We start from the raw sequence: 13,107 nt of genomic DNA, 5'->3' as shown, positions 1-13,107 counted from the left end.
CAGCCGCGAGGGCCGCCGCGTGCGGGCCGGGGCCACGGGGGTGTCCCGGTCCGCACGCCACGCGGTCTACACGGATCGAAACGGAAAGGGCGGCACGACGATGGACGCGGGGACGTACGAGGTGTTGCGTGACCGGCTGCGGGCGCGCGGGGCCGAGTTGGCGCGGCGGGCCGAGGCGCTGGACGCGGCGCGGACCGGCGAGTTCGGGACCGCCGAGGTCGCGCTCGCCGCGTCGGGGCGGCTGCGGACCGGGAGCCCCGGTACCGCCCGGGATCTCGTCGCCGTCGGGGACGTACTCCTGCTGCTGCGGGACGCGCCCGCGCCCCTGTCGCCGACGTCCGTGCCGGGGGATGTCTTCGCCTTGTTCGGGCGGGATTTCGAGCCGCTGCCCGAGGGCGCCGTGCCGGGGCTCCTCGACGATCCGGCTTTTGTCGCCGAGTTCGCCGCGCTGTGCCGGTTCTTCCAGGGCGCGCGGCCCGCCCGGCTGCGGTTGACGCACGACCGGCTGCTGGCGGTCTTCCACACCGGCAAGAACGACGACGTACGTGTGCTGCGCTGGCAGTTGGCGCCGTTGCGGTTCCTCGACGGCCGGGGTGAGCGGGATCTCGCGGCGGCGCCCCCGCCGGGGGACGTGGTGTGGACGCCGACGTCCCGGGACGACCACACCACGGGCCCCGAGCCGCGTATCCGTGTCACGGACGGCGTCTATGTGTCGACCGTCGGTGGCACTCTGACGGTCCACCCGGCGGCGGCGGCCGACGGTTCCGAAGCCTCGGACGCGCTCTTCACCGAGCCGGTCGCCGAGCCGCTTCAGTCCCTCGCGGACGCGGATGTCTCCTGGGCCCGGGTGGGGCCGCTGGTGCTGCTGCGGGTGCGCCCGTACAACGAGACCGTCGTACGTCATCTCGTCGTGCACACCCTGACCGCGACGGTGACCCGCCTGGAGGGCGTCGGCACGGGTGAGGCGATCCGCCGGCTCCCCGACGACCAGGGGATCGTCTTCCCCGGCGGCTACTGTCCGGCGGGCGGCGCGGTGAAGGCGTTCGAGGATCCCCGGCCGGACGCCGCGTTCGAGCGGGCGGTGCGGTCGCCGGGCGGTGAGAGCGTGCTGTACGCGTTCCGGCCCGCCGACGGGGGCCCGAGCGTACTGCTGCCGTACGACACCATCCGCAAGGAGGTCGTGGCGCCGCTGGCCTGCGGGGGCTGGGCGCTGCTGGGCGACGGCACGATCGTGGTACTCGCCGAACCGCCGTCGGCCGTCGGCGAGCCGACCCGTACGCACGAGGTCCGGGTGTGGACCAGTCCGTACGTCTCCGACGACCATCCGGTGCCGGAGGGGACCGGGCCGCTGGCGCGGATCGGGAACGCGGCGCTGGTCCGGGCGGTCGCGGACGTCCTCGCGGTGGCCGGGACGGCGGTCGAACTCGACGCCGCGCCGGTGGCCGCCGGAACGGAGGGGGAGACGGAGGCGCGCGCCGCGCTCTACGAAGCCCTGGCCGCCGACTGCGAGCGGACCGCCGACCGGCATCCGTGGCTCGGCGACCTTGAGGCCGGGGATCTGCGGTCGCCGCTGGAGGAGATCCGGGTCACGGCCGTCCAGGCGCTGGAGGAGTTCGCGACGGTCCGCGAGCTGACCCGGCGCGCGGCGGGCGCCCTCGCGGACGAGGCGGCCGGGATCGCCCGGCTGGTGCGCCGGGTGCGCGGCGAGTCGCCGGGTTCGGCGGAGGAGTGGATCGTACGGATCACCGAACTCCGGGTGGCGCGCGGCCGGCTGCTGGCGCTGAAGGAGCTGCGGTACGCGGACACGGCGGCGATCGACGCCCTCGCGGAGGACATGACGGCCGATACGGCGGCGGCGGCCCGGCGGGCGGTCGCGTTCCTCGGCCGGGACGAGGCGTTCGACGGTTACCGCGCGGAGATCGGCGGGCTCGGGGACCGCGCGGCGGAGCTGACGACGGCCGCCGAGGCCGCCGGGGTCGTCGGCGAGCTGGACGGGCGGGCCGCCGGGCTGCGGGAGCTGACGGAGGTCGTCGCCGGTCTCGATATCGCCGACACCACGGTCCGTACCGGCATCCTGGAGCGGATCGCGGCGGTCACGGGCCTGGTCAACGGGGCGCGGGCGGTGCTGGTGGCCCGCCGCCGGGAGCTGGCGGAGGGCGAGGGCCGGGCGGAGTTCGCGGCCGAACTGGCCCTGCTTGCGCAGTCGGTGACGGGCGCGCTGGCGGCGGCCGGGACGCCGGAGGAGTGCGACGAGCAGCTCGCCGGGCTGCTGCTGCGGCTGGAGAACCTGGAGTCCCGCTTCCCCGACCACGAGGACTTCCTGGCGGAGCTGGCGGGGAAGCGGACGGAGGTGTACGAGGCGTTCTCGGCGCGCCGCCAGTCGCTGCACGACGAGCGGGCCCGGCGGACGGAACGGCTCGCGGAGTCGGCCCGCCGGGTGCTGGACGCGGTGGCCCGCCGGGCGTCGGCCCTCTCCGGCGCCGACGAACTGCACGCCTTCTTCGGCTCCGATCCGATGGTGGCCCGGCTCCGGCGGACCGTGACCGAGCTGCGGGAGTTCGGCGACTCGGTACGCGCCGAGGAGTTGGCGGGTCGGCTGAAGGCGGCCCGTGACGAGGCCGTCCGGGCGCTGCGGGACCGGCGGGACCTGTTCGGGGCGGACGGCGGCACGATCCGGCTGGGGCGGCACACGTTCGCGGTGACCGCGCAGGAGCCGGAGCTGACCCTCGTACCGCACGGTGACGGGATGGTCTTCGCGTTGACGGGGACGGACTGGCGGGGCCCGGTCCGCGACCCGGAGTTCCCGGCGACCGCGCCCTATTGGGGCCGGTCCCTGGCGTCGGAGTCGCCCGGCGTCTACCGGGCCGAGTATCTGGCGGCCAGGCTGCTCCCGGCGGCCGTCGCGGGCGGCGACCCGGCCGGGCTGGTGGCGCGGGCGGTCGCCGAGGCGTTCGACGAGGGGTACGAGCGGGGCGTCCACGACCGGGACGCGGTGGCCGTACTGCGGGCCGCCGCCGGGCTGTGGCGGGACGCGGGACTGCTCCGGTACGGGGGCGGGGCCCGGGCCGGGGCCCAGCTGTTCTGGGCCCGGGAGACGGGGGCGGCGGACCGGGCGCGCTGGACCCGGCAGGCGGAGTCGCTGATCGCGGCCCGGGACCGGTTCGGCGCGTCCCCGGCGCTGGAGGCGCTCCGCGCGGAACTGGCGGCGGCGACGGGCTCCGCCGAGGCTGCGGCGTACCTGGTGGAGGAACTGGCCCTGGGCCGGGGCTTCGTGGTGTCCCCGGAGGCGCGGGAGCTGGTGGCGGGCTTCCGGGACGCGGTGGGCGGCGAGCCGCCGTACGGGGACGTGTCGGAGGGGGAGGGACCGTACGGGGACGAAAGCGGGGAAGGGGTCGACGAGGCCGCCGTACCGGCCGAACTCCCCGGCGCCCCCGGCTCCGGCAATCCCGCGTCCGGCAACCTCGGGTCCGGAACCCCCGAGTCCGGCAACCTCGGATCCGGCACCCCCTCCCGCCCCGACGCCCGGCTCGTCGAGGGCTGGCTCGCGGCCTACGCCGAGTCCACCGGCGCCGACGTCCCGCCCGGTGTCCTCGCCGAGGCCGTGGCGCTGGAACTCTGCCCCGAACTGATCCGGTACGAGCCGAAGGCCCCGGCCGGGACGGTGGTCGAGGGGCTGCTGGGCACGCATCCCCGGATCAGCGGGGGCGCGCTGCCGCTGCGGCTGGACGAGTTCCTCTCCCGTACCGCCGCCTTCGCCGTCGGCGACGTCCCCGGCTTCCGCGCCTACCGGGCCCTGCGCTCCCGGCTGGTCGACGCGGAGCGGGACCGGCTGCGGCTGGCCGAGTACCGGCCGAGGGTGATGTCCGCGTTCGTCCGCAACCGGCTGGTGGACGAGGTGTATCTGCCGCTGGTCGGCGACAGTCTCGCCAAGCAGATCGGCGCGGCGGGCGACGCCCGGCGTACCGACAGCGGCGGTCTGCTGCTCCTGCTCTCCCCGCCGGGATACGGCAAGACGACCCTGGTCGAGTACGTCGCCGAACGCCTCGGGCTGCTGCTGGTGAAGGTGGACGGACCGGCGCTCGGCCGGGACACCGTGTCACTGGACCCGGAGCGCGCCCCGGACGCCGCCGCCCGCGCCGAACTGGAGAAGATCGAGTTCGCGATCGCGGCGGGCAACAACGTGCTGCTGTATCTGGACGACATCCAGCACACCTCGCCCGAACTGCTCCAGAAGTTCCTGCCGCTGTGCGACGCGAGCCGTACCCTCGGCGGCCGGGATCTGCGCGGCAAGCGGTTCGCGGTGGTGATGGCGGGCAATCCGTACACGGAGGCGGGCGAGCGGTTCCGGCTGCCGGACATGCTGGCGAACCGGGCCGATGTGTGGAACCTCGGTGACGTACTGACCGGCAAGGAGTCGGCGTTCGCCCTCAGCTTCGTGGAGAACGCGCTGACGTCCCACCCCGAACTGGCGCCGCTCGCGGGCCGGGACAGGTCCGATGTCGAACTGCTGGTCCGGCTGGCGTCCGGCGACCCGACGGCGGTACGGGACCGGCTGACGCATCCGTACGGTACGGGGGAACTGGACCGGATCCTGGCCGTACTGGGCCATCTGCTGACCGTCCGCGAGACGGTGCTCGCGGTGAACGGGGCGTACATCGCGTCGGCCGGGGTGTCGGAAACGTCCCGCACGGAGCCGCCGTTCCGGCTCCAGGGGTCGTACCGCAATCTGAACCGGATCGCGCAGCGGCTCAGCCCGGCGATGACCGCCGCCGAGGTCGCGGCGGTCATCGGCGACCACTACACGGCCGAGGCGCAGACACTCCCCGGCGACACCGAGGCGAGCCTGCTGCGCCTCGCCGAACTGCGCGGCACGCTCGACGAGCCGGGCGCGGCGCGCTGGGCGGCGGTGAAGTCGGCGTATGTCACGGCCCGCGCCCGGGAACGTGATCCGTTCGCCGCCCTCACGGACCGGCTGGCGGAACGTCTCACGGCGGTGGAGCGGGCGATCGAGCGGGCGACGGGCGACGGGCGAGAGGTCTGACCCAGGCGGTCCCGGGGCGGGCCGCCGGGCGGCCGACCCGCCTCTCCGCCGCGCGGGTCACCGCCAGGTCGCCGTCTCCGGGTCGATGCCGTGCGCCCGCGCGCTCGCGTCCACGATCCGGCGGAACCAGGCGGCGAGTCCGGGCCTGACGCCGTCGTAGTGGGCGGCGAAGCCGGGGTCGGACTCGTACCGGCGGGCCAGGCAGACCTGCATCTCCCGGCTGAGGGGGAAGTACGCGGAGAAGACCTCCCGGTGCCGCTCCACCAGCCGGTTGGCCTCCGGTCCTCCGGGCACCGCACCCGCGTCCATCGCCTCCCCCAGGGCGCGGTCGAACCGCTCGGCGGCCTCGGTGACGGCCCGCCACTCGGCCGGGCCGCGCGCGGCGGAGCGTTCGGCGTACTGCGCCCACTGCGCCGTATCGCCGTACTGCCTGCGGGCTTCGGCGGTACGGTCCGGATCCCAGTCCGGTCCGAACACCTCGGTCTGTTGCTCGGGGGTGAGCAGCGGGCCGTGTTCATGGGCGTCGATCATCCGGTCCAGGTCGGCGCCGAGCCGCCGCAGCCGGTCGATCCGCTCGGTGACCCTGGCGCGCTGGGCGCGCAGCGCGCCGGGCAGGTCGGCGGCGGATTCGTCCAGGACGGTACGGATCCGGTCCAGGTCCAGGCCCAGTTCGCGGTAGATCACGATCCGGTGCAGCCGCTCCAGGTCGGCGGGGGTGTAGAGCCGGTATCCGGCGGCCGTGCGGAGCGACGGCGGGGCGAGCCCGATCCGGTCCCAGTGGTGCAGCGCGCGGACGGTCACACCGAGCCGGGCGGCCACCCGGCCGACGGTCAGCCCGCCGTCGTCGGCACCGCCGTCGTGGTGACCATCGGCGTCAGTGGGCTCGGGCATGCTCCCCATTCTGGACCCGGTCCTCGGCCCCGTCCCCGGTGGTGTCCGGTGGGGTGATCCCCATGGCGGCGAGATTGCGGGCCTCCTGGCTCTCCGGGTCGTAGACCTTCGCCGCCGTGAGCACGACCCGGGTGTGCTCGGGGGTGATCACGGTGATGTCGCGGGTGTTCCAGGGGGTGTCCCGGGGTCCTTCGACCGCGTCCGGCCGCAGCGCGCGGCATGATTCGAGGACGGATTCGAGCTGGCCGAGCACGCACGCGAAGCTCAGGCTGAGCGCCGCCGGGCGGTCCGGGACATCGGCGGCGGCGACGAGAAGGACGTCCTGGAACGCCCAGCGGCGCAGATGGACGAGCTGCCCGGGGACGGCGAAGAGTTCGAAGAACCCGAGGCCACGGGTCCAGAAGTCGACCGAGGCCGCCAGATCGGCCGTGGGGACGGTGGCGAACGCGGGCATGCCGTAGATCCCCCGGTACGGCTCCGGCGGCACGGCGTCGGGGCCGGGCGCGGGGACGGGGCTGATCTCGAAGGCGTTGTAGTAGTCGCTCATGCGGCTCACCCTCGGGCCTTACGCGACGTCAGGGTCAAGCCGGTCCGGGCGGGCGGTGGTGGTACGCGGCTATGGCCTCCCGGTCCACAGTGCAGGCGGCCGGGTCCGGTTCCGTCAGGCCGAGGTGGTCGCGGATCAGCCGGGTCAGGGTGCGGTGGTACTCCTCGTCCTCCTCGTCGAGACCGGCGGCGGCGATCAGGGGCGCCATCTCGCTGGGCCAGTACTCACTGGTCTCTTCGGGGGCCTCGTAGTCGATACAGGACACGATCTCCCCGTCGCGGTAGTGGAACGCCTTGGGGGCGTGTCCTTTGACCGCGCACGGCTTCGGGACGAAGACCATCAGCTGGGCGCCGGGGGGACAGAGCCCCCGGTAGTCGATATCGCCGTAGTCGTCGCGCGCCGGATCGTGCATGGGGTGGACGACGACGCCCCAGCCGCCGGGCGGGGCTTCGGGGCAGTAGGCGAACGGCCTGCGGTGCCGGGCGGTCAGCCCCTCGCGCAGCTCGGCGGTGCCGATGCCCTGGTGGAACACCAGGACGGTCTCCTCGTCGTAGTGGGCTTCTCCCAGCCACACCATGGCGCCTTCGTCTATCCACTCGGTCATACCGCCGGACCGTAACCGGCGGCACCGACAGGGACGGACGGCCCGGGGGCAGTTCCGGCCACCCCCACTCCTCCTAGAACGAGCGCTCTACTTACTGTTACAGTCACCTCCAGCGCGCTAAATAGAGCGCTCGTTTTAGAAGCTTCGAACCGAGGAGACCCCTATGCCCGCGTCCGCCACCACCGCCGCCGACATCGCTCCCGTCACCCCCGCTCCCGTCACCGTGATCGGGCTCGGCCCCATGGGCGCGGCCATGGTCGGCGCGCTCCTCGACCAAGGCCACGAGGTGACCGTGTGGAACAGGACCCCCGCCCGGGCCGAGCCGCTGGTGGCGCGCGGGGCCGTACTCGCCGACGGCGTCGAGGCGGCGATCCGGGCCAATGAGCTGGTGATCCTGAGTCTGACCGACTACGACGCGATGGACGCGCTGCTGAAGCCGGTCGCGGGCGCGCTGGCCGGGCGGGTGGTCGTCAATCTCAGCTCCGACACCCCGGAGCGGACCCGCGAGGGGGCCCGCTGGGTCACCGGGCAGGGCGCGGAGTTCCTCGCGGGCGGGGTCACCACACCGCCGTCGGGAATCGGCAGCCCGGAGACCACGTACACCTTCTACAGCGGGCCGCGGACCGCCTTCGACCGGCACGAGAGCACCCTCAGGGTGCTGACCGGGACCGACTACCGGGGTGCGGACCCCGGGCTCTCGGCCCTGATGTACCAGCTCGGCATGATGATGTTCTGGACGTCGATGCTCAGCTACTGGCAGGCCGTCGCCCTCGCCGACGCCAACGGCCTCAAGGCGGCCGACGTCCTCCCCCACGCGCGGGAGACCTTCGCCTCCCTCGACATGTTCACCGGCTTCTACGCGGAGCGGATCGACGCCGGGAACCACGAGGGCGACGTCGACCGGCTGGCGATGGGTACCGCCAGTGTCGAGCACGTACTGCACACCATGGCCGACGCCGGGGTCGACACGACCCTGCCGGGCGCCGTCGTGGACCTCTTCCGCCGGGGCATGGCGGAGGGCCGGGCCGCCGACAGCTTCTCCGGTCTGCTGGAGCTGATGAAGGCGGGCCCGGCCGGGAAGTGACGGGCCGCGGACCCCGGGCGGCGACAAACGCCCGGCGCGCACCGGAAACGTACCCCCACCGGGTCGGGCGGAGGTACACCCCCGGAGCCGGACGAGCCGTCAGCCCGCGCAGACCGTGTCGCGCGCGGGCCGCTCGCCCGTCTTCAGGAACGTGGTCACCGCCGCGTCGCCGCACGCGTTGCCCGTCCCCAGGTACGACCCGTGGCCGCCCCGCTCCACGGTCACCATCCGAGCCCGGTCGCCCAGCGCCTCACGCATCTTCAGGGCGCCGAAGTGCGGGGTCGCCGGGTCGCGGCGGTTCTGGATCATCAGGATGTTCGACGGTCCGTCGTCGGTGATCCGGATCGTCTTCTCCCGGTGCTCGTCCGGCCAGAACGAGCAGGGCGTGATGTTCGCGGGCAGTCCGCCGGTCAGCGGATACCGGGCCCGGTCGGCGGTCACGTCCCGCTGGAAGGCGGCGGTGTCCGGGCCGGGCCAGTCGACGTCGTTGCAGATCACGCCGACCCAGACGGCCATGTCCCGGTCCGGGAGCGCGCCCTTCAGATCGTTCGGCAGCGCGACCGTCGCCGCCGGGTCCGCCGCCTGTGCGATCAGGGTACGGAGGGCGGGGAAGGCGGCGTCGGTGAAAAGCCCGCCCAGGACGGAGTTCCGCAGCGCCGCCCCGTCCAGCGGGATTCCGTCGGTCCGGGTCTCGGGCTGCCGGTCGAACCGTTCGGCGAGGGCGAGCACCAGCCGCCGGACGTCCTCGGGACGTTCCCCGAGCCGGTCGGCGCCCCGGGCCGGGTCCGAGGCCCAAGCCGCGAAGTCGGCGAACCGCTCCTCCACCGCCGGGCCCTGGTTGGTCAGCCAGCCCCGGGCGACCCGCCGGTGGTCCGGGTCGGCGGTGCTGTCGAACACGAGCCGGTCGGTGCGGTGCGGGAAGATCTGGGCGTAGAGCGCCGTGACGTACACCCCGTACGAGGTCGACCAGGTGGACAGCTTCCGCTCGCCGAGCGCCGCCCGCAGCCGGTCCATGTCCCGGGCCTGGTTCGCCGAGCTGAGGCCGCGGACCTCGGCGCCGCCGTTCGCCGCGCACGCCTCGGCGGTCCGCCGGGCCCTGGCGACGTTCTCGGTGATGTCGCCGCCGGGTCCGGGCCAGGAGCGGACCCGGTGCAGAAAGCGGTCGCTCTCGGCGACCCCGCAGGTGACCTCCGAACTGCCGCCGACACCACGCGGATCGAGGGCCACCAGGTCGTACGTTCCGCCCAACTGGCCGCGCAACGCCGCCGCCTTGTCGGTCAGCCGCTTCACCCCCGAGCCGCCGGGGCCGCCCGGTACGACCATCAGCGTGCCGCGCCGCTCGCCGGGGGCGTCGGCGAGCACCCGGGAGACGGCGAGGGACGTCGTCGGGCCGTGCGGCCGGCGGTAGTCGACGGGGACGGTGAGGGTGGCGCACTGCTGCGTCGGAGGACCGCCGGGTTTCGCGCACGGGGTCCAGTTCAGGGCCGGGGCGGCGGACCCGGCGGCAGCGGTCGGGCCGGCGCCGACGGTCGTGGCACCGGCGGAACCAGTGGCTCCGGCAGCTCCGGCCGTCAGCAGGGAGGCGAGCGTCGCCCCGGAGAGCAACAGGGCCGTACGGGACCGGCTCCGGCGGCTGTCGTACTTCGTATCAACCATGCGGACCAGCCTTCCGGCCCAGGTCCGCCCCGGCCCATCCGGCAGCCGGGCGGGCCGGGGCGGGGGCTAACCCCCCAAAATCGATCACCCCGCTATCACCCGCCGACATTCCCGGCACAACGGATCCACCGCCGGGCGCGCGGCCCCAATATTGAAGGCCCTGTGAAGCGGGGGACGCCCCGCCGCGATCCGGACCGTAGAGTCGCCCGACACACGGGAGTCCACCACGGGAGGGGCCGTGACATCGCGCATCCTGGTCGCCGAGGACGACGTCAAACAGGCCCGGCTCATCCGGATCTATCTGGAGCGCGACGGCCACGACGTCCGGATCGTCACCGACGGGCGGTCCGCGATCGAACGGGCCCGCGCCACCAGACCCGACCTGGTCGTCCTCGATGTGATGATGCCGCTGGTCGACGGGTTGAACGTATGCCGGGTCCTGCGGATGGAGTCCCGGGTGCCGATCCTGCTCCTCACCGCCCGCACCACCGAGGAGGATCTCCTCCTCGGCCTCGACCTGGGCGCCGACGACTACATGACCAAGCCGTACAGCCCGCGTGAACTCACCGCCCGGGTCCGCGCGCTGCTCCGCCGGGCGGGCGGCCCGGCGGCCGTACCGCCGCCCGCCGTGATCCGGGCGGGCGGGCTGGAGATCGACCCGGAGCTGTACGAGGTCAGGGCCCACGGCCGCCCCGTCGCCCTCACGGGGAAGGAGTTCGCGATCCTCCAGCTGCTGGCCCGGTCACCGGGCCGGGTCTTCACCCGGGGCGCGATCATCGACCAGGTCTTCGGCTTCGACCAGATGGTCCTGGAACGCACGGTGGACGCGCATGTGATGAATCTGCGCCGGAAGCTGGAGGCGCACGGGCGGTCGCCGAGGATGGTGGAGACGGTGTACGGCCGGGGCTACCGCCTCTCGGTCCCCCGCGCGGCGGCACCGGACGACGGCGAGGACACCCGAGACCAGCAGAGCAGCCAGGACACCCCCGCTCCCGGCCCCGTTCCCGACGACATCCCCGACGCCCCCGACCGCTCCGGAACCCCCCGGTGAGTTTCCGGCTCCGCGTCCTCGGGCTGCTCCTCTTCGTCGCGGTCGCCGCCACCGCCGCCACCGCCTCGCTCACCTGGCGGCAGGCGACGGGCGCGGTGGAGGAGAGCGTCACCGCGAGCCGGGCCGAGACCGGCCGGATCACCACCGGACTCCGCGACTACGGCTACCGGCACGGCACATGGCACGGGGTCTCCCCGGCCGTACTCGCCCTCGCCGAGGACACCGGCCAGCGGATCCGGGTATCGACCGAGGACGGCGTCCTGCTCGCCGACTCCGACACCCTGGCGGGCCGCAAACCGCGCCAGGTCAAGGCGGAACCGCCGCTGCTGGTCGACCCGGCGCCCCGGTTCCGGGTGCCCGACGCGTCGTTCCCGGAGTCCGCCGCCAAGATCACGGCATTCGAGATCGGCCAGTACGGGCACAACGTCCGCTACACCGCCTGCCTCACCAGGGCCGGAGCCGTACCCCGGGTCCGTACGGACGAGTTCGGCACCCCGGCACCCGTCCTCGACCCGTCCCGGCCGCAGTGCCGCCGTACCAAGGCGACCCGGCTCCCCGACCCGGTGCTCCGGGACACCCGGGCCTGCCTGGAGGAGCAGGGGGCCGACGGCGTCAACGCCTGCCTCCAGCGGATCTTCCGGGAGCGGACCGCCGCGACCGCCCCGCCCCGGCTCGAAGTACGGCTCGGGGTACGGAACGAGGCACCGCCCGGACTCGACATCGCCCCCACCGTCCTGGTCGCGGCCGGGGTGGCGCTGGCCGTCGCGGCGGCGGCACTGCTGCTGAGCCGTACCGTACTGCGACCGGTCCGGGCACTCACGGCGGCGACCCGCTCCCTCGGCGAAGGCGACCTGGCCCGCCGGGTCCCGGTCACCGGCCGCGACGAGATCGCGGCCCTGGCCCGCGACTTCAACCGGATGGCGACCTCACTCCAGCGCTCCGAGGACCGCCAGCGCCGCCTCACCGGCGACATCGCCCATGAACTGCGGACCCCGCTGGCCAACCTGCGGGGCTATGTGGAAGCCCTCCAGGACGGCTATGTGGAGGCCACGCCCGAACTGCTGGACTCCCTCCACGAAGAGGTGATGCTCCAGCAGCGGATCGTCGACGACCTCCAGGACCTGGCACTCGCCGAGGCGGGCGCCCTCACCTACCACCGCGCCGAAACGGACCTGGCGGAGCTGCTGGAGACCTGCCGTACGGCCCAGCTCCCACGCGCCGAACACGCGGGCGTCGACCTCGTCCTCTCCTACGAACCGGCCGACGGCCCCCCGCTCCTGGTCCACGCCGACCCGGACCGGCTGCGCCAGGCGATCGGCAACCTGGTCGGCAACGCGATCCGCGCCACGTCCGACGGCGGCACGGTCACCCTGGCCCTGGTCCCCCACGGCGAACTGGCGATCCTCTACGTCCGCGACACCGGCCACGGCATCCCGCCCGACGACCTCCCCCACCTCTTCGACCGCTTCTGGCGCGCGGACGCGGCCCGGGGCCGCGCCACCGGCGGCAGCGGCCTGGGCCTGTCGATCGTCCGCCAGATCGTCCGCGACCACGACGGCACGGTCGACGTCGAAAGCACGGTCGGCGAGGGCACGACCTTCACGATCGTCCTCGACCGGGTGTGACGCCTCGTAGCGGCACACATCCGGGGTCGACCCCCGAGGTCAGGGTTACAGTTATTAATACGCTCGCCACAGCCATCGACCGACTCGCCAAGGCGGGCGTGGCACGCTTCGCCGACACGCTGCGGGAGCACCTCGTATGAGCAACCCCACCGGCAGGTACTCGATCACCATGCCGTGTGCCGTCGCCGAAGCGGCCAGGGCTCGCGGCGGAACGGGCGGGCTCTCCGCCTACGTGGCGGCGGCCGTCGCCCGGCAGGTCGAGCGGGACAACCTGCAAGAGATCATCACCGCCGCCGAGGCGGAGCACGGTCCCGTCTCCGACGAGGAGATCCGAGCACTGCGCGACGAGCTCGCGCGGGCACGGCGCGGGGACAGCTGACGGCCCCGCCGCTATCCGGGGCAGCGCCCTCCGGTACGGCAAAAAGGGCCCGGTGAAGAGGTCGTACGTCCTCTTCGCCGGGCCCCGCTCGTCGGGCCGGTACCGGTCCGGTTCAGCCCTTGCGCTTGTTGATCTCCTCGGTGAGTTGGGGGAGGACGGTGTGGAGGTCGCCCACCACCCCGTAATCCGCCAGCTCGAAGATCGGCGCCTCCGGATCCTTGTTCACCAC

General features: G+C 73.9%; 9 protein-coding genes and 1 pseudogene. 5 read left to right on the top strand and 5 right to left on the bottom strand.

What is annotated here, in order from left to right; genetic code table 11:
- Positions 1 to 100: 100 nt before the first annotated feature.
- The gene (locus AB0G74_RS10815; RefSeq protein WP_361143230.1) at positions 101 to 5,041 is read left to right on the top strand and encodes a DNA repair ATPase; all 4,941 of its coding nucleotides are present in this window, start codon (positions 101 to 103) and stop codon (positions 5,039 to 5,041) included.
- Positions 5,042 to 5,098: 57 nt separating this feature from the next.
- On the opposite strand, the gene AB0G74_RS10810 is transcribed toward AB0G74_RS10815, so the two are convergent.
- The 3 genes from AB0G74_RS10810 to AB0G74_RS10800 are packed head-to-tail and all read right to left on the bottom strand — an operon-like array spanning position 5,099 to position 7,083.
- The gene (locus tag AB0G74_RS10810) at positions 5,099 to 5,932 is read right to left on the bottom strand and encodes a MerR family transcriptional regulator (protein ID WP_361143227.1); all 834 of its coding nucleotides are present in this window, start codon (positions 5,930 to 5,932) and stop codon (positions 5,099 to 5,101) included.
- Positions 5,916 to 6,479 (bottom strand): VOC family protein, encoded by a 564-nt coding sequence (locus AB0G74_RS10805; protein WP_361143224.1) that lies wholly within the window; start codon positions 6,477 to 6,479, stop codon positions 5,916 to 5,918. The genes AB0G74_RS10810 and AB0G74_RS10805 overlap by 17 nt, the downstream gene beginning before the upstream one ends.
- 34 nt (positions 6,480 to 6,513) lie before the next feature.
- On the bottom strand, positions 6,514 to 7,083 hold the full coding sequence (locus tag AB0G74_RS10800) for a hypothetical protein (RefSeq protein ID WP_361143221.1): 570 nt from the start codon (positions 7,081 to 7,083) through the stop codon (positions 6,514 to 6,516).
- Positions 7,084 to 7,246: 163 nt separating this feature from the next.
- Between AB0G74_RS10800 and AB0G74_RS10795 the strand changes: the two genes are divergently transcribed.
- Complete coding sequence (locus tag AB0G74_RS10795; protein WP_361143219.1) at positions 7,247 to 8,167, top strand: NAD(P)-binding domain-containing protein; 921 nt, start codon at positions 7,247 to 7,249, stop codon at positions 8,165 to 8,167.
- Between the two features lie 99 nt (positions 8,168 to 8,266).
- Here AB0G74_RS10795 and AB0G74_RS10790 read toward each other — a convergent pair whose 3' ends face one another.
- On the bottom strand, positions 8,267 to 9,823 hold the full coding sequence (locus AB0G74_RS10790; RefSeq protein WP_361143217.1) for an alpha/beta hydrolase: 1,557 nt from the start codon (positions 9,821 to 9,823) through the stop codon (positions 8,267 to 8,269).
- A gap of 238 nt (positions 9,824 to 10,061) precedes the next feature.
- Here AB0G74_RS10790 and AB0G74_RS10785 point away from each other — a divergent pair, with 238 nt between their 5' ends.
- From AB0G74_RS10785 to AB0G74_RS10775, 3 genes are all read left to right on the top strand, one after another.
- Positions 10,062 to 10,874, top strand: a complete 813-nt coding sequence (locus tag AB0G74_RS10785) for a response regulator transcription factor (protein ID WP_361143214.1) — start codon at positions 10,062 to 10,064, stop codon at positions 10,872 to 10,874.
- A complete protein-coding gene (locus AB0G74_RS10780) occupies positions 10,871 to 12,499 on the top strand; it encodes an ATP-binding protein (RefSeq protein ID WP_361143211.1) in 1,629 nt (542 codons plus the stop codon). The genes AB0G74_RS10785 and AB0G74_RS10780 overlap by 4 nt, the downstream gene beginning before the upstream one ends.
- A gap of 136 nt (positions 12,500 to 12,635) precedes the next feature.
- The gene (locus AB0G74_RS10775) at positions 12,636 to 12,878 is read left to right on the top strand and encodes a CopG family transcriptional regulator (protein ID WP_361143209.1); all 243 of its coding nucleotides are present in this window, start codon (positions 12,636 to 12,638) and stop codon (positions 12,876 to 12,878) included.
- A gap of 112 nt (positions 12,879 to 12,990) precedes the next feature.
- Here the strand turns inward: AB0G74_RS10775 and AB0G74_RS10770 are convergent.
- A pseudogene (locus AB0G74_RS10770) lies at positions 12,991 to 13,107 on the bottom strand (electron transfer flavoprotein subunit alpha/FixB family protein); the annotation flags it as partial.

This window comes from Streptomyces sp. NPDC020875 (assembly GCF_040641415.1).
In the GTDB taxonomy this organism is placed as follows: domain Bacteria; phylum Actinomycetota; class Actinomycetes; order Streptomycetales; family Streptomycetaceae; genus Streptomyces.
Note: the sequence above shows the minus strand (reverse complement) of the source record. Positions and strands in the feature narration are given on the sequence as shown.

Coding starts and splice junctions, on each gene's coding strand:
- AB0G74_RS10815 (WP_361143230.1), top strand. CDS start 101: ATGGACGCGGGGACGTACGAGGTGTTGCGTGACCGGCTGCGGGCGCGC.
- AB0G74_RS10810 (WP_361143227.1), bottom strand. CDS start 5,932: ATGCCCGAGCCCACTGACGCCGATGGTCACCACGACGGCGGTGCCGAC.
- AB0G74_RS10805 (WP_361143224.1), bottom strand. CDS start 6,479: ATGAGCGACTACTACAACGCCTTCGAGATCAGCCCCGTCCCCGCGCCC.
- AB0G74_RS10800 (WP_361143221.1), bottom strand. CDS start 7,083: ATGACCGAGTGGATAGACGAAGGCGCCATGGTGTGGCTGGGAGAAGCC.
- AB0G74_RS10795 (WP_361143219.1), top strand. CDS start 7,247: ATGCCCGCGTCCGCCACCACCGCCGCCGACATCGCTCCCGTCACCCCC.
- AB0G74_RS10790 (WP_361143217.1), bottom strand. CDS start 9,823: ATGGTTGATACGAAGTACGACAGCCGCCGGAGCCGGTCCCGTACGGCC.
- AB0G74_RS10775 (WP_361143209.1), top strand. CDS start 12,636: ATGAGCAACCCCACCGGCAGGTACTCGATCACCATGCCGTGTGCCGTC.